The sequence below is a fragment of the uncultured Sphingomonas sp. genome, assembly GCF_937871615.1.
Taxonomy (GTDB): Bacteria; Pseudomonadota; Alphaproteobacteria; order Sphingomonadales; family Sphingomonadaceae; genus Sphingomonas.
The window spans coordinates 42,287-61,275 of the sequence record NZ_CALMPA010000016.1 but is presented as its reverse complement, the minus strand read 5'-3'; the positions used below and the strand labels follow the sequence as shown (position 1 = coordinate 61,275).

Annotated in this window: 18 protein-coding genes and 1 tRNA gene; 10 read left to right on the top strand and 9 right to left on the bottom strand. The window is 66.0% G+C overall.

The window, feature by feature from the left end:
- Positions 1 to 322: 322 nt before the first annotated feature.
- The 4 genes from Q0316_RS03185 to Q0316_RS03170 all read right to left on the bottom strand — a co-directional run bounded on the left by Q0316_RS03185 (position 323) and on the right by Q0316_RS03170 (position 4,908).
- On the bottom strand, positions 323 to 955 hold the full coding sequence (locus tag Q0316_RS03185) for a PEPxxWA-CTERM sorting domain-containing protein (protein ID WP_298669591.1): 633 nt from the start codon (positions 953 to 955) through the stop codon (positions 323 to 325).
- 218 nt (positions 956 to 1,173) lie between these two features.
- Positions 1,174 to 2,232, bottom strand: coding sequence for a GlxA family transcriptional regulator (locus Q0316_RS03180; protein WP_298669588.1), 1,059 nt, complete (start codon positions 2,230 to 2,232; stop codon positions 1,174 to 1,176).
- Positions 2,233 to 2,433: 201 nt separating this feature from the next.
- Complete coding sequence (locus Q0316_RS03175) at positions 2,434 to 2,805, bottom strand: UrcA family protein (protein WP_298669585.1); 372 nt, start codon at positions 2,803 to 2,805, stop codon at positions 2,434 to 2,436.
- Between the two features lie 330 nt (positions 2,806 to 3,135).
- Positions 3,136 to 4,908, bottom strand: coding sequence for a hypothetical protein (locus Q0316_RS03170; RefSeq protein ID WP_298669582.1), 1,773 nt, complete (start codon positions 4,906 to 4,908; stop codon positions 3,136 to 3,138).
- 307 nt (positions 4,909 to 5,215) lie between these two features.
- On the opposite strand from Q0316_RS03170, the gene Q0316_RS03165 reads away from it, so the two are divergent.
- The 4 genes from Q0316_RS03165 to Q0316_RS03150 all read left to right on the top strand — a co-directional run bounded on the left by Q0316_RS03165 (position 5,216) and on the right by Q0316_RS03150 (position 11,515).
- Positions 5,216 to 6,385, top strand: coding sequence for a dipeptidase (locus Q0316_RS03165; RefSeq protein ID WP_298669579.1), 1,170 nt, complete (start codon positions 5,216 to 5,218; stop codon positions 6,383 to 6,385).
- Between the two features lie 172 nt (positions 6,386 to 6,557).
- Complete coding sequence (locus Q0316_RS03160) at positions 6,558 to 8,060, top strand: ATP-binding protein (protein WP_298669576.1); 1,503 nt, start codon at positions 6,558 to 6,560, stop codon at positions 8,058 to 8,060.
- Between the two features lie 99 nt (positions 8,061 to 8,159).
- Positions 8,160 to 9,572, top strand: coding sequence for a M20/M25/M40 family metallo-hydrolase (locus tag Q0316_RS03155; RefSeq protein WP_298669573.1), 1,413 nt, complete (start codon positions 8,160 to 8,162; stop codon positions 9,570 to 9,572).
- 122 nt (positions 9,573 to 9,694) lie between these two features.
- A complete protein-coding gene (locus Q0316_RS03150) occupies positions 9,695 to 11,515 on the top strand; it encodes a DUF885 family protein (RefSeq protein WP_298669570.1) in 1,821 nt (606 codons plus the stop codon).
- Between the two features lie 53 nt (positions 11,516 to 11,568).
- On the opposite strand, the gene gdhA is transcribed toward Q0316_RS03150, so the two are convergent.
- The gene (gene gdhA / locus Q0316_RS03145) at positions 11,569 to 12,918 is read right to left on the bottom strand and encodes an NADP-specific glutamate dehydrogenase (RefSeq protein WP_298669567.1); all 1,350 of its coding nucleotides are present in this window, start codon (positions 12,916 to 12,918) and stop codon (positions 11,569 to 11,571) included.
- On the opposite strand from gdhA, the gene Q0316_RS03140 reads away from it, so the two are divergent.
- Positions 12,829 to 13,059, top strand: a complete 231-nt coding sequence (locus Q0316_RS03140; RefSeq protein WP_298669600.1) for a hypothetical protein — start codon at positions 12,829 to 12,831, stop codon at positions 13,057 to 13,059. The genes gdhA and Q0316_RS03140 overlap by 90 nt on opposite strands.
- Positions 13,060 to 13,152: 93 nt before the next feature.
- A complete protein-coding gene (locus Q0316_RS03135; RefSeq protein ID WP_298669565.1) occupies positions 13,153 to 13,446 on the top strand; it encodes a putative quinol monooxygenase in 294 nt (97 codons plus the stop codon).
- 178 nt (positions 13,447 to 13,624) lie between these two features.
- Here the strand turns inward: Q0316_RS03135 and Q0316_RS03130 are convergent.
- A tRNA-Gln gene (locus Q0316_RS03130) sits at positions 13,625 to 13,698 on the bottom strand.
- Positions 13,699 to 13,849: 151 nt separating this feature from the next.
- Here Q0316_RS03130 and Q0316_RS03125 point away from each other — a divergent pair.
- Entirely contained in the window at positions 13,850 to 14,890 is a 1,041-nt protein-coding gene (locus Q0316_RS03125; protein WP_298669561.1) for a Ppx/GppA phosphatase family protein, read from the top strand.
- Positions 14,887 to 15,573: an RlmE family RNA methyltransferase gene (locus tag Q0316_RS03120; protein WP_298669558.1), complete on the top strand. Its 687-nt coding sequence runs from the start codon at positions 14,887 to 14,889 to the stop codon at positions 15,571 to 15,573. The genes Q0316_RS03125 and Q0316_RS03120 overlap by 4 nt, the downstream gene beginning before the upstream one ends.
- Positions 15,574 to 15,696: 123 nt before the next feature.
- On the opposite strand, the gene Q0316_RS03115 is transcribed toward Q0316_RS03120, so the two are convergent.
- Positions 15,697 to 16,620 (bottom strand): ABC transporter ATP-binding protein, encoded by a 924-nt coding sequence (locus tag Q0316_RS03115; protein WP_298669555.1) that lies wholly within the window; start codon positions 16,618 to 16,620, stop codon positions 15,697 to 15,699.
- Between the two features lie 68 nt (positions 16,621 to 16,688).
- Here Q0316_RS03115 and Q0316_RS03110 point away from each other — a divergent pair, with 68 nt between their 5' ends.
- Positions 16,689 to 16,919: a zinc-finger domain-containing protein gene (locus tag Q0316_RS03110; protein WP_298669552.1), complete on the top strand. Its 231-nt coding sequence runs from the start codon at positions 16,689 to 16,691 to the stop codon at positions 16,917 to 16,919.
- An 86-nt stretch (positions 16,920 to 17,005) separates the two neighbouring features.
- Positions 17,006 to 18,430, top strand: a complete 1,425-nt coding sequence (gene tldD, locus Q0316_RS03105) for a metalloprotease TldD (protein WP_298669550.1) — start codon at positions 17,006 to 17,008, stop codon at positions 18,428 to 18,430.
- Here tldD and Q0316_RS03100 read toward each other — a convergent pair.
- Together Q0316_RS03100 and Q0316_RS03095 are read right to left on the bottom strand one after the other, a co-directional pair.
- Positions 18,427 to 18,723, bottom strand: coding sequence for a CcdB family protein (locus Q0316_RS03100; protein WP_298669547.1), 297 nt, complete (start codon positions 18,721 to 18,723; stop codon positions 18,427 to 18,429). The two genes, tldD and Q0316_RS03100, sit on opposite strands and share 4 nt — an antisense overlap.
- Entirely contained in the window at positions 18,723 to 18,968 is a 246-nt protein-coding gene (locus Q0316_RS03095; RefSeq protein ID WP_298669544.1) for a type II toxin-antitoxin system CcdA family antitoxin, read from the bottom strand. The genes Q0316_RS03100 and Q0316_RS03095 overlap by 1 nt, the downstream gene beginning before the upstream one ends.
- Positions 18,969 to 18,989 lie beyond the last annotated feature (21 nt).

Here is an 18,989-nt window from a genome sequence, read left to right as displayed (position 1 = left end):
TCAGGTGCTGGCGCTCGCAAGGGCGTGGAGGTTCGAGTCCTCTTCTGGGCACCATCCACTTCCAAGTGGCTGAAATCTCTCCGGGACCGGCGAAAGAACAGCCCCCGGGACGGGCGTGCCCCGACAAGCCGCTACGAAAGCCGGCCCATCCTCGGACAGGAAATTCCCGAAAGCGGCCCGCGCCGCCGCCAGACGGCTGGCTTGCCCTATAGTCTGAGGCTCCGCTTTCACCGGCCACGCGGATCGTGCCGATGCCGGCAACGCGCATATGCCCGTGCCGGCGCATCATCGCCCCGGATCGGCTCGGCGCCGGGCGGCGCGCTCAGGCCTTGACGTAGCGCATCGTCGTCTGGCGCGCGGCCTTGCGCCGCATTCCCGCGCCCACCGCGCCGAAGCCGAGAATCATCAGCGCCCAGGTCGCCGGTTCGGGAACCGCGCCGACATTCACTGAAAACGACCCGATGTTGTTCGACCATTGATAGCCGTCAACCGTCGCGAGATAGAGCGTCGTAGCGCCTGTCGGCACGACGAAAGTTCCCCCCGTCCCGATCAGGAACGGGTTATTCATGCCGAGATTGTTGAAGACGCCGATCAGCCCGTTGAGCGGCAGATTCGAATAACCGTTGACGATCTCGGTGAAGCCGTTGGCGGTGACGCCCGCTGATGCGACGCCGCCGGCGCCGTTCGGGCCGGACAGCAAACAGCCGGGGCAATTGCTTACCGCGCCGGTCGCGCTGATCGCCAGCGTCTGCCCGCCGATGACCGACACGCCGACCGGAGAGTTCGCCGCCGCCGTATCCGTATAACCGTTCATAACGACATTATCGCCGCCCGACGCGCCGGCGAGGAACGGGTTGGACGTGCCCGGCACAACATAGGTCGCCGCGTCCGCTGCTCCTCCCGCCAGGCCCATTGCGCCAAATGCTGCTGCTATCGCCAGTGCCTTGAGCTTCATGAGAACCTCCGCATATGTCGATCAATGGCGCACGCCCCCGATCATCATCGCCTGACCGGCCCGGAGGATGCGCGCACCCGCCACCGCCCGTCAATTCCGCGCCTATCGCCAAACCCGCTCAATCCGTCTTCTTTCGGGATAAACCGCCGACGGATCGGAGCGCTCCACAAGGAAAGCCCGTTTCGGCGATAGGCGATCCACGAATGCCGCCGTCGCCGCTATTGCAGCGGCCCGCGATAGGCGCCTTCGCCGTCGAGCGCCTCGACGACCAATGTGGGATCAATCTCCGTCTGGTGCAGCGGCGGACGCGAGAAACGCGCGCGATAGTCCGCGGGTGCCACGCCGATGCGGCGGATGAAGGCCCGGCGCATCCGTTCGTAATTCGCAAAGCCCGCCTGCCAGGCGATCTGATCGACGCGCTGCCCCGTCCGTTCCAGCAGCCGCTTGGCGATTTCGAGCCTGATCGTCTCCACCCATTCGGCGGGCGATTTTCCGGTCGCGCCTTCGAACGCGCGATAGAAGCTGCGCAGGCTCATATGCACGCGCTCGGCCAGAACTTCCGCGCGCAGATCATCGCCCGGATGCTCGATGATCCAGCGCAGCAACGGCGCGATCGGCCCTTCCACCGTCTGGCTCACCAATTCCTTGCTAAATTGCGACTGGCCGCCCGAACGCTGCAGAAAAACGACGAGGCTGCGCGCGACGAGCAGCGCGAGTTCGCGACCGTGATCTTCCTCCACCATCGCCAGCGCCATATCAATCCCGGCGGTCATCCCCGCGGAGGTCCACACCCCGCGATCCTCGACGAAGATCGAATCGCGATCGACCTCGATCGCGGGATATCCCGCCTGCAGCGCGTCGCAATCCATCCAGTGGGTCGCCGCCCTGCGACCGTCCAGTAGCCCGGCCTCGGCCAACGCGAAGGCGCCCATGCACACCGACGACACCCGCCGCGCCTTGCGATGATTGCGCTGCAGCCAGCCAATGACGCGCGGATCGCGGCAGGCGCGATCAATCCCGCCCACGACGATGATCGTGTCATATTCGCCCGTCGCCAGTTCGCGCATCGCCAGCGTTTCGATGCGAATCTCCTGGAGCGTGCGGGTCAGGCCGCCATCGGGCGAGAACAGATCAATGCGATAAAGGTGCCTGTCGGCCACCCCCAGATGCACGAGAAAGCGCGCCGCGCTGTGGAAAACCTTATCCGGGCCGGCGATATCGAACAAATCCGCGTCATCGAACGCGATCATCGCAATCCGCTTCACGATGGCGTCCATGATGCGCCCTCCACTCGTGAGATGGCGCATACTGCGCGCCATCGGAAGGTGGTTAATCTTCACGCATCCTGGCGCAAATGACAATCTGCCCTCGATCCATGCCGGGTTGGTCGCACGATTGCGGACGGGCAAGATTTTTGCGGGATTCGGGCGCGAAATGGCGACGCGCGCGGCACGTCGCCACCCCGCGACCCGACCGGTTCAACGCTGCGCGACTTCGATCGCGCCGGAGCTTGCGGCATTGCTCGCGATATTGGTCCGAATCTGCTGCTGGACCATGGCGATATCATTTCGCGCGCGGGCGAACGACGCATTGAAGCAACGCTGCTCCGCCTGCTCCTCGGCGATCGGCAGGCTCGCCTCGGAGACATCGCAGACCCATCGCGCGGCGCCTTTCGCCCGCATCGTCAGCCGCCTGACGCCTTCGTCGCTCGACATGTTGAGATCGGCGTAACTGATCCTCATCGTGCGCACCTGATCGGGCGGCGCCTTCACGGTGACTCGCTCGGCGTGCCCCGGCATCGCGACCACGGACAGGGCAGTCGCAACGGCGATTTTGAGACTCGTGTTCATGCCTTCACCCTTCCTATTTGAACGGTGGATAGAAAGCCGACAATCGGCCATGGCAAACGCATAAGAACAAGCCGCGCGCGACGCGTTATTTGCGGAACAGGCAGAAGTAGATCGTATTTCGCGACATGCATCAGCCCCCCAAACCGCCAAGGAAAGACACCATTAATCCGGCCCAAACCTTGCAGAAGACAGCGCTGAATCTATGCGTCCGATCGCTTCAATCAGCGATCGTGCGCACATTACATCGGCGTTTAGCCATCAGATATGCCAAGATGCGGTCAATATCTGCCAACCGACAGATGACCATCTCGCGCTCGCGGCGGATATCCGTCAAAGCCGCGACAGGCTGATCCAGCGCCGGTCGCCGAGCCATACCCGATCGAATGCCGCGCGCGCCGCGGCGGCTTCGAGGCGCGCGCCACGAGCCTCCTCGCTCTGTATCAGCCCGTAGAGCGCCCAGCCGTTGGATGGTGTCTGAGCCAGCGCGGCGCGAAACGCCTGGCTTGCTTCGTCCGCCTTGCCGGCGCGGAGCAGCGCGGCACCAAGCGACTGGCTGACCGGATAATACCAGAACGACGGTTCCTGATAGGCGATCGTCCGTTCGATCGCGATGGCGGCGCGATAATGGCGGGCCGCTTCGTCGAAGCGCCCTTCAGCGAACGCCAGGCGCCCATGCGCGACGCGCTCCGCAAGCGCGATGAGGTCAGGCGCCGGAAGGCCCTGCGACACTAGATCGGCGATGGCCGGCGCATCGCGCAACGCCGCCATCGCCGCGATCTCGCGATCGAAACCCGCCCGGTCCCGGCGCCCGGCGTAAGCGACCGCGCGCGCGTAATGGCGCATCGCGGTTGCGTAATGCAGCCGCGCGTCGGGCGCGGGCATGGCAAGTATCGTCGCGGGATCGGCGAATTGCGCCATTGCGAGGAACGGCGCCGCGTCGATCGCCTGTATCCAGCCGATTCGCGCCGAGGTGGCCGGATCGAGGATCGCGCGCAGCCGTCGCGCCTCGCGGATGGCGGTGCGCATGTCGCCCGCCATTTGCGCCGAGGTGACGATGAAATGGATATTGTGCGGATAATAACCGTAACGCACGAGGCCCTGATCGTTCGCCGAGCGGATATAGGCCTCATCCGCCCGCGCGGCATCGACATTCACCCGGATCGAATCGGCGTGGCGGCCAAGCAACTGATAGATATGCGCCGGCATGTGGACGAGGTGGCCGGCGTGGGGGGCGAGCGGCGCCGCGAGCCGGTCCGCAGCCGCTTCGGCGCGGCGCGGGTCGGCGCTGTTCTCCATGAGGTGAATATAAAGATGGTTCGCCTGCGGGTGGACGGGATTGCGCGCGAGCACAGCCTCGGTGAGGCGCACCGCCGCCCCGGACAGGCCGACCGGGGCGCGCTTGTCCGCCCCCCAGTAATTCCACGGCGTGGTGTTCATCGCCGCCTCCGCCGCCAGCACCGCCACGTCGTCGTGCTGCGGAAAACGATTGGCGACGGCCAGCATCGCGTCGGCATAATCGGCATCGAGCGCGGCCCGGTCCGCCGCCGGATCGGCGGCGTAGCGCCGTGCCGCCGCGTCGATCAGCGCCCGCTCAAGCGGGGTGACCGTCTCGCGCAGCACTTTGGCGCGGGCCAGTGCAGCAAGTGCCGCCGGGCGATCGCGACCGTCCATCGGCGCGTTGATGTTGGGGCCAAGCGCGATCGCCTCGCCCCACCAGCATAGCGCGCAACCCGGATCGAGCCGCTGCGCCGCGCGGAACGAGCGGACGGCCCCGGCATGATTGAAGCCATAGCCCAGCATCAGGCCCTGGTTGAAATAGCGCCCGGCCAGCGCGCTGCCGGTCGTCAGCGGCAGGCGCGGCGCGCTCAGGTCGTCAAAGAGCGCGACGCGCATGTCTCGCGTGCCCGCCGGAACGCCGGCCAGGCGCGCCATCACCAGATGGCTTTTCAGCACATCCCGCGCGCGTGCGCCGGAACAGATCGACTGCGCCGACCTGATCGGATCGAGCGCAGCGAGCCCGGCGACCGAATATCCTTCACCCGAAAAGCTCGTCAGCAGGAAGCCGGCGCCGCAAAGAATGCCTGTTCGCAAGAATTGCCGCATCGCCGCCTCCCCCAAAATCGGGCGATCTCATGATCTGGCGCGGCAAGCGATCGGAACAACTCACGCAGATGCCCGCCGCGAGTAAACGATTGCGGAATTCATATCATCGTTCTTCTGCCGGAACAACGCGTGCGCGCGATGCGGCGATCCACGGGCGCGTTCCGGAAAACTCGCCATTGCAGGTTGCGCGCACCTGCACACCGTCCGTCACGCCAAGGCCAGGTGCCCCCTCTCCCAGGCTTGCCGCCGGCCCCGGCGTAGGCCAGAAGTATCGCGGATCGAACGGGGTTCCAAAAGGGGAGAGGGCATGGCCCGCAGGACAGGCATCGCCGCGCTGGCATTGCTCGTGATCGGCGCGATCGCATTCTTCGTTTTCGCGCCGGGATATATCGAGAGTTCGATGAACAGGGTCGTCCCCGTGCCGCTGAAGATCAGCCCGCGCGCCACGGCATTGCAACAGACGATTGATGTTGCCGACATGCACGCGGACACGCTGCTGTGGAAGCGCGACCTGCTGAAGCGCTCGAATCGCGGCCAGGTCGATCTGTCGCGCCTTCAGGCCGGGCATTACGCCCTTCAGGTCTTCTCCTCGGTGACGAAGACGCCCCGGCATCAGAATTACGACGGCAATCCCGGCGATACGGATAACATCACCGCGCTGGTGATCGCCGAATTGCAACCGCTCCGAACGTGGAACTCGCTGCTCCAGCGCTCGCTCTATCACGCCGAAAAGCTCAGGGGCTTCGTTGCCCGCTCGAACGGACAGTTGCGCCTCATCACCACCGCGGCGGATATGGACAGGCTGATCGCTGACCGGCGCGCGGGCAGGCCCGTGATCGGCGCGATGCTGTCGATCGAAGGGTTGCAGGATCTGGAGGGGCGGCTCGACAATCTCGACCGGCTTCATGCCGCCGGCTTCCGCATGGCGGGCCTGGCGCATTTCTTCGACAATGATGTCGCGGGCTCGATGCACGGGCAGGCGAAAGGCGGCCTCACGCCATTGGGGCGGCAGGCGGTTGCACGGATGGAGAAGCTCGGGATGGTCGTCGATGTCGCCCATGCCAGCCACGAAGCGGTGGCGGAGGTGATCGCGATGGCACGGCGGCCGATCGTCTCCAGCCATGGCGGCGTGCAGGCGACGTGCAAGGTGAACCGCAACCTGACCGACGACGAAATTCGCGGCATCGCGCGGACCGGCGGCGTGATCGGCATCGGTTACTGGGATGCGGCGATCTGCTCGAACCAGCCCGCCGATGTGGCGAAGGCGATCGCGCATGTCCGCGATCTGGTGGGGATCGATCATGTCGGGCTGGGATCGGATTTCGACGGCGCCGTCACCACCGGCTTCGACGCCAGCCAGATTGCCGCGGTCACACAGGCGCTGATGGATCGCGGCTTTGCCGATGATGATATCCGCAAGGTGATGGGCGGCAATGTCATCCACGTCCTGCGTGGCGGGATCGCCCCGGCGGCCTGACCCGAACGATTCTGCGACAGGCGCGCCATGCTCTCGCCGCGCCGAGCATCTTGAGGAAACCCGATCCGGGTAGTCGCGCGTCACGAACATCGACGCCCCGCCGCGACAAAAGCGACCCCGTCCGCGACCAATCCTCTTGCCCCGAAGTCCGCGCATTGCCATCGGCTGGGCGATGACCGCCAGGATCGACATGGGATATGACGGGTCGGGTCGGCCGGTCGAGCTTGACCTTGAGGAGTTGCTCGCCACGCGCCTGCTCGTTCAGGGCAATTCAGGCTCGGGCAAATCGCATCTGTTGCGGCGCCTGCTCGAAGGCAGCGCCGGGCTCGTCCAGCAGGTCGTCATCGACCCCGAGGGCGATTTCGTCTCGCTTGCCGACGCATTCAGCCATATCGCGGTGGATGCCGCGCAATACAGCCTGATCGAAGTGGAGCGGCTGGCGGCGCGCGCGCGCGAGCATCGCGCCTCGGTGGTGCTCAATCTCGACGGGCTGGAGGTGGACGACCAGTTGCGCTGCGCCGCGACGTTCCTCGCCGCGCTGTTCGATGCGCCGCGCGAACAATGGTATCCTATCCTGGTGGTGGTCGATGAAGCGCAGCTTTTCGCGCCCGCCGCCGCCGGCGAAGTCGGCGAGGAAGCACGCCGCGCCTCGCTTGCTGCGATGACCAATCTGATGTGTCGCGGGCGCAAGCGCGGGCTGGCCGGGGTGATCGCCACCCAGCGCCTCGCCAAGCTCGCCAAGAACGTCGCGGCGGAGGCATCGAACTTCCTGATGGGGCGAACCTTCCTCGATATCGACATGGCGCGCGCCGCCGATCTGCTCGGCATGGAGCGGCGCCAGGCCGATCAGATCCGCGATCTCGCGCGCGGCGAATTCCTCGCGCTCGGCCCGGCGATCTCGCGTCGCCCGGTCAGCGTGCGCATCGGCAGCGTCACCACCTTCGCCCGCAATGTGAGCCCCAAGCTGATGCCGTTGCCGGACGCGGATGCCGATGGCCTGCGCGACCGACTGTTCACCGAGGATGCGGAGGAAATGCTTCCGCTGCCGCTGCCGGCACCAGCGCCGCCGTCGATCGCCGACCTGATGCAGAACGCGCTCGCCCCGCTGGCGCCGGTGCCCGACGTGCCCGAACTGGACGAGGCCGAGCAGGAAGCGGTGCGCGCGGCGGTGATGGCGGAAATGGCGCGCGAGGGCGCGCGGATGCCGTTGCCGCAATTATATCAGGATTATCAGGTCCGCTGCCGGATGCGCGGCGTTACCGCGAACGAGCCGCTCGATCGGTTTCGCCGGCAGTTCGCGGTGGCGCGCGCCGGCCTGAGCCCGGACGAGGACTGGGCCGACGTGCTGGCGCTGGGCGAATCGCTGCCCGAGGAAATGCTCGCGCCGTTCCTCGGGCTCGCGCGCGCGGCGCGCGCAGGGGATGATTGCCCCGACAATGCGGCGCTCGCGATCCTCTACGACACCGCCTCGCCAAGCCGGGCGCGGCGGATGCTCGACTATATCGAGGAGAAGGGGCTGATCGTGGTGCGCGTCGATCTGATCGGGAAGCGATCAATCAGCTTCCCGCATTTCGGCTGGACGACGCGCCCCGCCGTTCCCGAGCCGCCCCGCCCGCATGTCTCGCGCCGCACCACGGCGCCCGGCCGTGCCAGCGTGCGCGAACGGCGGCCCTAGGGCCGATCGCCCGCCACCGAAATCCGATCATCCCGATTGCGGCGCGGCCAACAAGACAGCATAGCTGCGCTATCCATAGGAAAAGCGGGGAGGACCGATATGAAATCACTGGCGTTGACCACAGGCGCGTTGCTGCTCGCGCAGACCGCGATGGCACAGGCGCAAACGCCCGCGCTCCAGCCCGATCGGCAGGCGTTCCGCGCGCTCTACCAGGAACTGGTGGAAACCGACACGAGCATCACCAGCGGCAGTTGCACCGCGCTCGCCGCGAAGATCGGCGCGCGGTTCAAGGCGGCGGGCTTCGCCGACAGCCAGATCACCTATTTCTCGGTGCCGGAGCACCCGAAGGACGGCGGCGTCGTCATCGTCTATCCGGGCACGTCGCAGACGGCGAAGCCGATGCTGCTGCTCGGCCATATCGACGTGGTGACCGCCAAGCGCGAGGACTGGACCCGCGATCCCTATAAGATGATCGAGGAAAACGGCTTTTTCTATGGTCGCGGCACCGCCGACATGAAGGCGATGGACGCGATCTGGATTGATACGCTGCTGCGCTTCAAGGCGAGCAACTACAAGCCGAAGCGCACGGTGAAGCTCGCGCTCACCTGCGGCGAGGAGACGACCGGCGCGTTCGACGGGGCGGAGTGGCTGGCCAAGAACAAGCCCGAACTGATCGCCGCCGAATTCGCGCTGAACGAGGGCGGCGGCGGGCGCGCCGGGCCGGATGGCAAGCCGATCGTGATGACGCTCCACGTGGGCGAGAAGATCGTGCAGAATTATCGCATCGAGGCGACGAATCCGGGCGGGCACAGCTCGATCCCGATCCGCGATAACGCGATCTACGAGCTGGCCGACGCGCTGGTGAAGATCCGCGCTTATGAGTTCCCGACCCAGCTCAACGACACGACGCGCGCCTATTTCGCCAAATCCGGCGCATCGCGGAAGGACGAGATCGGCGCGGCGATGGTCGCGATCGCGAAGAATCCGGGGGATGAGGCCGCCGCCGCGATCCTCAACAAGGATCGTTCCTATCATTCGATGCTGCGCACCACCTGCGTCGCCACGCTGCTCGACGGCGGCCATGCCAATAACGCATTGCCGCAGCGCGCCGGCGCCAATATCAATTGCCGCATCTTCCCCGGCAATGACGTGGAGGCGATCCGCGCCGATCTGGAAAAGGCGATCGGCGATCCGCGGATGAAGGTGACGCTGGTGCCGCCGATCCGCCCCGCCGCCGTGCCGCCGAAACTTGATCCGAAGATCGTCGGGCCGGCGGAAAAGCTGGTCGCCAAATATTATCCCGGCGTCCCGCTGGTGCCGGTGATGTCCACCGGCGGCACCGACGGCATCTATCTGGAGACGATCGGCATCCCGTCCTACGGGCCGCCGGGCCTTTATAACGATCCAGAAAGCGGCGCGCATGGCCTCAATGAGCGGATGCTGGTCGACGGGGTCTATCGCGGGCGTGATTTCCTGTTCGATCTCGTCAAGGCTTATGCCAGCGAGAGTTGAGCCGGATACGACTTCGCGGGCATGGCATCGTTCACGCCAAGCCCGCGATGACGACGGGGAGCATTGCGCCTCCCCGTCGATCGCGGTTACCCCGGTGTATCAAACAATCCGGGGAATTTTCAGTGGATCGTCGTTCGTTTCTTGGCCGCGCCAGTGTCGCGGCGGTTGCCGCCGGGCTGCCGGCAATGGCTCATGCGCAAGCTCGCCCCGCCGGTTCGGGTGAAGACGGCAAGCTGCGCCTGCTGCTCGACCGGATCTTCGCGGACCGGCTCACCAGCAACCCGGAAGGCGCCACCCGCCTCGGGCTGGATACGGGCAAGAATGTCGCGCTGAAATCGCAGCTTGAGGGGCGCGGCGCCACCGATGCCGCCCGCAGCCTCGCCCGCGCCAGAAGCGAGCTGGCCGCGATCCGCGCGATCGACCCGAAAAAGCTTGGCGAAGACGCGCGGCTCGATTTCGATGTGGTCTGCTATCAGCTCGAAGGCAGCATCGCCGGGCAGGAACGCTTCCACTATGGCGCCAACAGCGGGCGTTTCGCGCCTTATCGGCTGAGCCAGCTTACCGGCGCCTATCAGGACATCCCGGATTTTCTCGACACGCAGCATCGCGTTGGCGACGCCGTCGATGCCGATGCCTATCTCGCGCGGCTCGGCGCCTTTGCCACCGTGCTCGATCAGGAAACCGAGCAGCAGCGCGCCGACGCGGCGAAGGGCGTGTTCGCGCCGGATTACATCCTCGACACCACGCTGAAGCAATTCGCCGCGCTGCGCGACAAGCCGGCGGCGGAGACCGATCTCGTCACCGGCTATGCCGCGAAGCTGCAAAAGGCGGGGCTGCCAGCCGCACGGGCCGGCGAGGCCGCGAAGCTGGTTGCGGAGAAGGTGTTCCCCGCGCTCGATCGCCAGCGCGAACTGGTGCGTGCGCTGCGCGGCAAGGCGACGCATGAGGCCGGCGTCTGGCGGCTGCCCGATGGCGACGCTTATTATGCCGCCGCCGCCGAAGCGGCGACCACCACGCGGCTCAGCGGCGACGAAATCCACAAGCTCGGGCTGGAGCAGGTGGCGGAGATCAGCGCGCGGATCGACGGCATCCTGAAAGCGCAGGGCATGGCGCAGGGCACCGTCGGCGCCCGGCTCGTCGCGCTCAACGAGCGGCCCGATCAGTTATTCCCGAACACCGACGAGGGCCGCGCCGCGCTGCTCGCCGATCTCAATGCGCAGATCCGCCGGATGGAGCCGCGTCTCCACGAACAATTCGCGACGCTCCCCAAGGCCCCGGTCGAGGTGCGGCGCGTGCCCCCGTCGATCCAGGCCGGCGCGCCGGGCGGCTATTATCAGAACGCCTCGCTCGATGGCTCACGACCGGGCATCTATTATATCAACCTGCGCGACACGTTCGATCGCCCGAAATTCGGCCTCGCCACACTTACCCACCATGAAGCGGTGCCGGGGCACCATTTGCAGGTGATGCTCGCGCTCGAATCGCAGGATATTCCGCTGATCCGCCGACGCAGTTTCTTCAGCGGCTATTCGGAAGGCTGGGCGCTCTATTCGGAGCAGCTTGCCGATGAAATGGGGATGTTCGACGGCGATCCGCTCGGGCAGGTCGGCTATCTCCAGTCGCTGCTGTTCCGCGCGACGCGGCTGGTGGTCGATTCGGGGATGCACGCCAAACGCTGGAGCCGCGAGAAGGCGACCGATTATCTGATCGCCACCACCGGCATCGCGCGCGGCCGCAGCCAGGGGGAGATCGACCGCTACACCGTCTGGCCGGGGCAGGCGTGCAGCTACAAGATCGGGCATACCGTCTGGGTGAAGCTGCGCGACGAGGCACGGGCGAAGGCCGGCGCCAACTGGGATCCCAAGACGTTCCATTCGGTGCTGCTGAAGGGCGCGATGCCGCTCACGGTGCTTGAGCGGCTGGTACGTTCGCGCATCGCCTGATCGCCCGATACGAGGCGGCGGAACCCGGAAACCAGGGTTCCGCCGCCTTCGGATCAGATCACGCCAAGCGAACGCATCGCCTCCGCGACACGGACGAAGCCGGCGATATTCGCGCCCAGCACATAATCGCCGGGCGACGAATATTCCTCCGCCGTGGCGGCGCAATTGTCATGGATGTCGCGCATGATCTGCGCGAGCCGGTTTTCGGTCTGCTCGAACGACCAGCTATCGCGCGATGCGTTCTGCTGCATCTCCAGCGCGGAGGTGGCGACGCCGCCGGCATTGGCGGCCTTGCCGGGCGCGAACATCACGCCCGCCTGCTGGAACAGCGCGACCGCGTCCGGGGTCGACGGCATGTTGGCACCCTCGCCCACCGCGATCACATTATTGGCGATGAGCACGCGCGCATCCTTGCCGGTCAGTTCGTTCTGCGTCGCGCACGGCAGCGCGATGTCGCACGGCACGTCCCAGATCGAGCCATTCTCGATATAATGCGCTCCCTCGCCCCTGAGCGCTGCATATTCCGCCAGACGTTCGCGGCGGACTTCCTTGATTTCACGCAGCAGCGCGAGGTCGATTCCCCGCTCGTCGAGGATATAGCCGTTGGAATCGGAGCAGGCGATCACCCTGCCGCCGAACTGCTGCGCCTTGTCGATCGCGTAGATCGCGACATTGCCCGATCCCGACACGACGACCTTGCGCCCGTCGAACGCCATGCTTTTGGTGGCGAGCATCTTCTCGACGAAATAGACGAGGCCATAGCCGGTCGCCTCGGTGCGCGCACGCGAGCCGCCGTAAACCAGCCCCTTGCCGGTCAGCACGCCCGCCTCATAGCGGTTGGTGAGGCGCTTGTACTGGCCGAACATATAGCCGATCTCGCGCCCGCCGACGCCGATGTCGCCCGCGGGCACGTCGGTATATTCGCCAAGGTGGCGCTGCAACTCGGTCATGAACGCCTGGCAGAAGCGCATGATCTCACCATCGGATCTGCCGCGCGGATTGAAATCCGAACCGCCCTTGCCGCCGCCGATCGGCATCCCGGTCAGCGCGTTCTTGAAAATCTGCTCGAATCCCAGGAACTTGATGATCCCGAGGTTGACCGACGGATGGAAACGGATGCCGCCCTTGTACGGCCCAAGCGCCGAATTGAACTGGACACGGAAACCGCGATTGATCTGGACCTGCCCGGCATCATCGACCCACGGCACGCGGAAGATGATCTGGCGCTCGGGCTCGCAGATGCGCTCGATCAGCGCATGGCTGGCATAATCGGGATGTTTGGCGACGACGCGGCCAAGGCTTTCAAGCACCTCATGGACCGCCTGGTGAAATTCCGCCTCGCCGGCATTACGGCGCAATACCTCATCAAGAACCGGCTGCAACTTTTCATCAATCTTGCTCAAAAATACCTCCCGGACGCATATTTCGATCACCTCTGCATCGGGGACGCCCCTTTTCGCAACCCCATAAGAGCCATCGGCGCCGTCATTCAGTTTGGCATCAACCCATATGCGCGGCGCTTTCGAGCCGTGCCGATGATTTAGCTGATATCCGCCAAACTATTCGATATCGAAGAATCGCCGCGCAACCGCGCGAACCGATATCGGCCGGAAAGCCGGCATAAGGAGAGTGGCATAATGAAGATCGGCGTAATCGCATCGTTCAAGGCGCAACCGGGGCAGCGCGCCCAACTGGTCGCCGCCTTGCAGGAAAATATCGCGGTCGTCCGCGCCAACGAGCCGGATTGTCTCAGGTGCGACGTGTTCACCTCGATCGGCCATGACGAACAGGTCAGCCTCGTCGAGATCTATGCCTCGGAAGCCGCGTTCGAGGCGCACCGCACCGCGCCTTATGGCGCCGAGCTGTTCGCGCGGGTGAAGCCCTATATGGGCGGTATGCCCGTCGCCGATCGGTTTCACGTCGTCGAATAGCAGATGCCGCATGGCGGTGGCCGGCCCTTGATTCGGCCACCGGCATTCTTGTCGCCACCCGGCACGGCAATCGCCGATCACGGCAATGCGATCAAAAGCTGGTCTGGCGGCTAAAGCTGGGAGCGGCGCTCACGGTGCTGGCCGATCGCCTGAAACAACGCCGCGACGATCAGAAGCCTGGATGCCCCGCGAGGATTCGAACCTCGATTAACGGAGTCAGAGTCCGTGGTCTTACCATTAGACGACAGGGCAGTGTGGCAACCGGGAGGCGCCTCTAAGCCGGAACTGGCAGGCGGGTCAAGGCCGGCTTGCTCGTCCCGCGATGATTCTGTAGCCTCCATATCCAAGCACCGGGCGAACCCTCAGGGTTCGTGACGGCAGAACAGAATAGAAAGTAACGGCAATGGGCGACGCTTCGGCCAATTTGCCGTACCGGCCGGGGCCAGCCGCCCCCGCCCGTTCGGCGCCACTTCCCGCGCGGCCACGCGCCGGGTTCGCGCGGCATTATGCGGCGCTCGATCTGGGCACGAACAATTGTCGCCTGTTGATCGCCCGGCCACAAGGCGATGGCTTCGCGGTGGTCGATGCCTTTTCGCGCATCGTGCGCCTGGGCGAGGGGCTGGCGAACAGCGGCCGGCTTTCCGATGAGGCGATCGAGCGCACGCTCGCCGCGTTGCGGGTCTGCGCCGACAAGCTGAAGCGCCGCAACGTCGCGCTCGCCCGCTCGGTCGCGACCGAAGCCTGCCGCCGCGCGACGAACGGGGCGGAGTTCATCGCCCGCGTGCGCGCCGAGACGGGCATCCACCTCCATATCATCTCCGCCGAGGAGGAAGCGCGGCTCGCCGTGCTTGGCTGCCATGTCCTGCTCGAACCGGGCGAGGGCAAGGCATTGGTGTTCGATATCGGCGGCGGATCGACCGAGCTTGTGCTGATCGACACCGCCAGCACCGTGCCCACCGTGCTCGACTGGCATTCCGCGCCATGGGGCGTCGTATCGCTCACCGAAAGCGTCCCCGCGCAGGAGGGCGCGGCGGGGCGCGCCGCCACCTATGAGCGGATGCGCGCGCTGGTGCGCGAAAGTTTCGCGCCCTTCGCGCAGCGGCTGCCGGCGGGCGGGGAGCATCGCCGGCTGCTCGGCACCTCCGGCACGGTGACGACGCTCGCCTCGGTCCACCTCGGGCTTGATCGTTATGACCGATCAGCGGTGGACGGATTGATCGCGCCGGCCCATGCGATGCGCGAAGTGTCGAACAGCCTTGCCCATATGTCCCCCGCGGAGCGCGCCGCGCTGCCGTGCATCGGGCGCGAACGCGCCGATCTCGTCGTTGCCGGATGCGCGATCCTGGAGACGATCCTCGATCTGTGGCCGGCGGAGCGGATCGGCGTGGCCGATCGCGGCATCCGCGAAGGCATATTGCGCCGGCTGATGGCGGCGGGCCGATGAGCCGGGGCGGCCCCGTCGGGCATCAGCGTGTCCGCACCGCGCGCAACCGCACCGCGCAATCGACCCGCTGGCTCGAACGCCAGCTCAACGATCCCTATGTCCGCCGCGCCAAGGCGGAGGGCTATCGCAGCCGCGCCGCGTACAAGCTGACCGAACTCGACGAGCGATTCGGGCTGCTCAAGGGCGCGCGCCGCGTGATCGACCTTGGCATCGCGCCGGGGGGCTGGAGCCAGGTGGTGCGGCGGGTGGCCCCCAAGGCAGCGGTGGTGGGGATAGACCTGCTGCCGGTCGATCCGATCGACGGGGTGACGATCTTCCAGCATGATTTCATGGACGATGCCGCGCCCGCGATGCTGATGGAGGCGCTGGGCGGCGCGCCCGATATCGTGCTGTCGGATATGGCCGCGAACACCGTGGGGCATCCGCAAACCGACGCGCTGCGCACCATGGCGCTGGCCGAAACCGCCTTCGCCTTCGCGATCGAGGTGCTGGCGCCGGGCGGCACCTTCGTTTCCAAGGTCTTCGCGGGCGGCGCGGATTCAGCGTTCGTCGCGGAGATGAAGCGCCATTTCGCCACCGTGAAACACGCCAAGCCACCGGCGAGCCGCAAGGGCAGCGTCGAATGGTTCGTCGTCGCGCAAGGCTTCAAGGGGCGCCCCAGGGCAGCGGAATCGGAAAGCTGACAGGAAACCCGCCGCGTTCGCGCCAGCCACGTCAGCCGAAGGGTCGCCCTCCATCACGATGACGGGCGATATCGAGCACCGTCAGTCTGCCCGCCCCGGCAGGCGTGACGGGCAGGACAAGCCCTACGCGTTGGCAGCCCGCGTCAGATTGAGGAACACATCCTCCAGATCGGCCTCCTTGGTGGAAACATCGACGATCCCGAGCCCCGCGCCCTGCACGGCGGCCAGCACCTCGCCCGCGTTCACCTTGTCCTTCTGATAGGTGATTTCCAGCGTGCGATCGCCCTTCAGCGCGATCTTGCCGAAGCTCGGCGACTGCGGCGCTTCGGCAAGATCGCGATCGACCGTCACCGCCACGATCTTTTCCTGCGCCTTGCCGACCAGTTCGCGGGTCGGCTCATTGGCGATCAGCCGGCCGTGGTTGATGATCGCGATGCGATCGCACAGCTCCTCGGCTTCCTCCAGATAATGGGTGGTCAGCACCACCGTCACGCCCTCGTCGTTCAGGCGGCGGACGTAGCTCCACAATTGCTGGCGCAACTCGATATCGACGCCGGCGGTCGGCTCGTCGAGCACCAGCACCGGCGGCGAATGGACCATCGCCTTCGCCACCATCAGCCGGCGCTTCATGCCCCCCGATAGCGTGCGGGCATAAGCGTTCGCCTTGTCCTCCAGGTGAACCGCGCGGAGCAGCTCCATTGATTGCCGCTGCGCCTTGGGCACGCCGTAGAGACCGGCCTGAATCTCCAGCGTCTCCAGCGGGGTGAAGAACGGATCGAACAGGATTTCCTGATTGACGATGCCGATCGAGGCCTTGGCGTTGCGCGGATGCGCGTCGATATCGAAGCCCCAGATCGCGGCGGTGCCGCTGGTTTTGCGCACCAGCCCGGCAAGGATGTTGATGAGCGTCGATTTGCCCGCGCCGTTCGGTCCGAGCAGACCGAAGATCGACCCCGCCGGGACATCGAAGGTCACGCCGTCGAGCGCGCGCTTGCCGCCCGCATAGGTTTTGGAAAGATCCCGGATGGCGATGGCGGCGTCTGTCATGGCCAGCGCATTTACGGCGCGCCGCAGGTGATTGCTAGCGCGCGCGCGCCTTGCTAATCGCGCATATTATGTTGCCGCCACCCGAAGTCACCCGCGTTACCCACCGCCGCGTCGCCTGTGATGGCGCGCATGATGGCCTGCCCGCCGCGCTCGGCCACCCGCGCGTGTGGCTGGAGATCGACGAATCGGGCTATGCCGATTGCGGTTATTGCGACCGGCGCTTCGTGCTCGCCGGCGGCCCGGCGGACGGGGCGGACCAGTCGGCGCTGCCCGATCACGGGGACGGCGCGGGGCGATAGGCTCGCTCTCACCGCTCGTGCCGAGCCTGTCGAATGGCGAACGGGAAAGCTTTGCGGGGACGCGTTTCGCTCCTATCTAGGCGCCTATGACCGCCACCGATCCCCGCTCGTTCCTCTATCGCGATACGCTCGATCCGGAGGCCGCGAAGCGGCTCACTGCCGATGCGCTTTGCGCCGCCGATGATGGCGAACTCTATCTGCAATATCGCAAATCCGAAGCGTTCGGGTTCGACGATGGCCGGTTGAAGACGGCGAGCTACGACACGCATTCGGGCTTCGGCCTGCGCGCCGTTTCCGGCGAGATGACCGCTTTCGCGCACGCCAACGAGCTTTCGGAAGCCGCGATACGGCGCGCGGCGCAGACGATGGCGCTGATCGACCCGTCGCAAAACGCCAAGGCGCCGCCGCCGCAGGGCACCAATCGCCATCTTTATACCGATGCCGATCCGCTCGATCTGGTGCCGTTCGCCGACAAGGTGAATCTGTGCCAGACGATCGACGCCGCCGCGCGCGCGCGCGATCCGCGCGTCGCGCAGGTCTCGGTCAGCCTGTCGGGCACGTGGAGCGTGGTGGAGGTCGTCCGCCCCGATGGCTTCGTCGCCACCGATATCCGCCCGCTGGTGCGCCTCAACGTGTCGATCGTCGTGGAGCAGAATGGCCGGCGCGAAACGGGGACGTTCGGGATCGGCGGGCGCTATCTCTACGAATCGCTGTTCGACGAAAAGACGTGGAACCGCGCGATAGACGAGGCGCTGGCGCAGGCTTTGGTCAATCTCGAATCGGTCGACGCGCCGGCGGGCGAGTTCACCGTATTGCTCGGGCCGGGCTGGCCGGGCGTGCTGCTGCACGAGGCGATCGGGCACGGGCTTGAGGGCGATTTCAACCGCAAGGGCACCTCCGCTTTCTCCGGGCGGATCGGCGAGCAGGTCGCGGCGCGTGGCGTAACGGTGGTGGACGATGGCGCGCTCGCCGATCGGCGCGGCAGCCTGTCGATCGACGATGAGGGCACGCCGACCGGCGAAACCGTGCTGATCGAGGATGGCTTCCTCAAGGGCTATATGCAGGATCGCCTCAACGCGCGGCTGATGGGGGTCGCCCCCACCGGCAACGGGCGCCGCGAAAGCTTCGCCCACGCGCCGATGCCGCGCATGACCAACACCTTCATGAAGGCCGGGAACGACGACCCCGCCGAGCTGCTTTCCCGCGTGAAGAACGGCATCTTCGCCAAATCGTTCGGCGGCGGGCAGGTCGATATCGTTTCGGGCAAGTTCGTTTTCTCCTGCACCGAGGCGTATAAAGTGGAGAACGGCAGGCTCGGCGCGCCGATCAAGGGCGCGACGCTGATCGGCGACGGCCCGACCGTGCTGACCAAGGTGCTGGGCGTCGGCAATGATTTCGCGCTCGACGAGGGCGTCGGCATGTGCGGCAAGGGCGGGCAGAGCGTTCCCGCCGGCGTCGGCCAGCCGACGGTGCTGGTGGAGGGGCTGACGGTCGGCGGGACGGCGGCCTAATAGCCGCCGATCAGCCGATCCAGCGCTACGCCGATTTCATATTCATGCGCCGCCAGAGAGGCGATCGGCAACGTCATCGCGCTAACCGGCACGGCGGCCGCGAAATGGGTGAGCATGACGAACGGCTCGCCCGCGATCGCGAAAACCGGATTGAGACGCGCATCTCCCCCGGCGTGCTCCTCCGCCGGGCGAAGTGGCACGACGAAGCGGGTATTCAGCCCCCGCAACAGGTCCGCCTGACAGTCCAGCCAATAGGAACCGTGTTCCGCCGGATAGACATCGAACTTCGCCATCAGAACAGGCGGTATTTCTCAAGCGGGAGGCCGTTTCGTTCGACCCATGCGTTATTGGCCTCGACCCACGCCTTATTTTCTTCGTGCCACTTTTCCGCCTGCGCCTTGCGGGCGGCATCGCACAGCGCGGCCTCGCTGATCTGCGACAGGTTCAGCCCCGCTTCGCGCGCGGCGGCCACGATTCCGGTGTCGATCGACAGATTGACCGATTTGCGCTTGCCCGACGCGATAGGGTCATGTTTCATACGCAAAGGTTATGCGCATGG

Excerpts from the sequence above, each read along its gene's own strand:
- Q0316_RS03110 (WP_298669552.1), top strand. The coding sequence starts at position 16,689 with ATGTTGCCGCCACCCGAAGTCACCCGCGTTACCCACCGCCGCGTCGCC.
- Q0316_RS03095 (WP_298669544.1), bottom strand. The coding sequence starts at position 18,968 with ATGAAACATGACCCTATCGCGTCGGGCAAGCGCAAATCGGTCAATCTG.
- Q0316_RS03115 (WP_298669555.1), bottom strand. The coding sequence starts at position 16,620 with ATGACAGACGCCGCCATCGCCATCCGGGATCTTTCCAAAACCTATGCG.
- tldD (WP_298669550.1), top strand. The coding sequence starts at position 17,006 with ATGACCGCCACCGATCCCCGCTCGTTCCTCTATCGCGATACGCTCGAT.
- Q0316_RS03125 (WP_298669561.1), top strand. The coding sequence starts at position 13,850 with ATGGGCGACGCTTCGGCCAATTTGCCGTACCGGCCGGGGCCAGCCGCC.
- Q0316_RS03140 (WP_298669600.1), top strand. The coding sequence starts at position 12,829 with ATGGACCGCCTGGTGAAATTCCGCCTCGCCGGCATTACGGCGCAATAC.
- Q0316_RS03155 (WP_298669573.1), top strand. The coding sequence starts at position 8,160 with ATGAAATCACTGGCGTTGACCACAGGCGCGTTGCTGCTCGCGCAGACC.
- Q0316_RS03180 (WP_298669588.1), bottom strand. The coding sequence starts at position 2,232 with ATGGACGCCATCGTGAAGCGGATTGCGATGATCGCGTTCGATGACGCG.
- Q0316_RS03120 (WP_298669558.1), top strand. The coding sequence starts at position 14,887 with ATGAGCCGGGGCGGCCCCGTCGGGCATCAGCGTGTCCGCACCGCGCGC.
- Q0316_RS03160 (WP_298669576.1), top strand. The coding sequence starts at position 6,558 with ATGACCGCCAGGATCGACATGGGATATGACGGGTCGGGTCGGCCGGTC.
- Q0316_RS03185 (WP_298669591.1), bottom strand. The coding sequence starts at position 955 with ATGAAGCTCAAGGCACTGGCGATAGCAGCAGCATTTGGCGCAATGGGC.
- Q0316_RS03135 (WP_298669565.1), top strand. The coding sequence starts at position 13,153 with ATGAAGATCGGCGTAATCGCATCGTTCAAGGCGCAACCGGGGCAGCGC.
- Q0316_RS03175 (WP_298669585.1), bottom strand. The coding sequence starts at position 2,805 with ATGAACACGAGTCTCAAAATCGCCGTTGCGACTGCCCTGTCCGTGGTC.
- Q0316_RS03165 (WP_298669579.1), top strand. The coding sequence starts at position 5,216 with ATGGCCCGCAGGACAGGCATCGCCGCGCTGGCATTGCTCGTGATCGGC.
- Q0316_RS03100 (WP_298669547.1), bottom strand. The coding sequence starts at position 18,723 with ATGGCGAAGTTCGATGTCTATCCGGCGGAACACGGTTCCTATTGGCTG.
- Q0316_RS03170 (WP_298669582.1), bottom strand. The coding sequence starts at position 4,908 with ATGCGGCAATTCTTGCGAACAGGCATTCTTTGCGGCGCCGGCTTCCTG.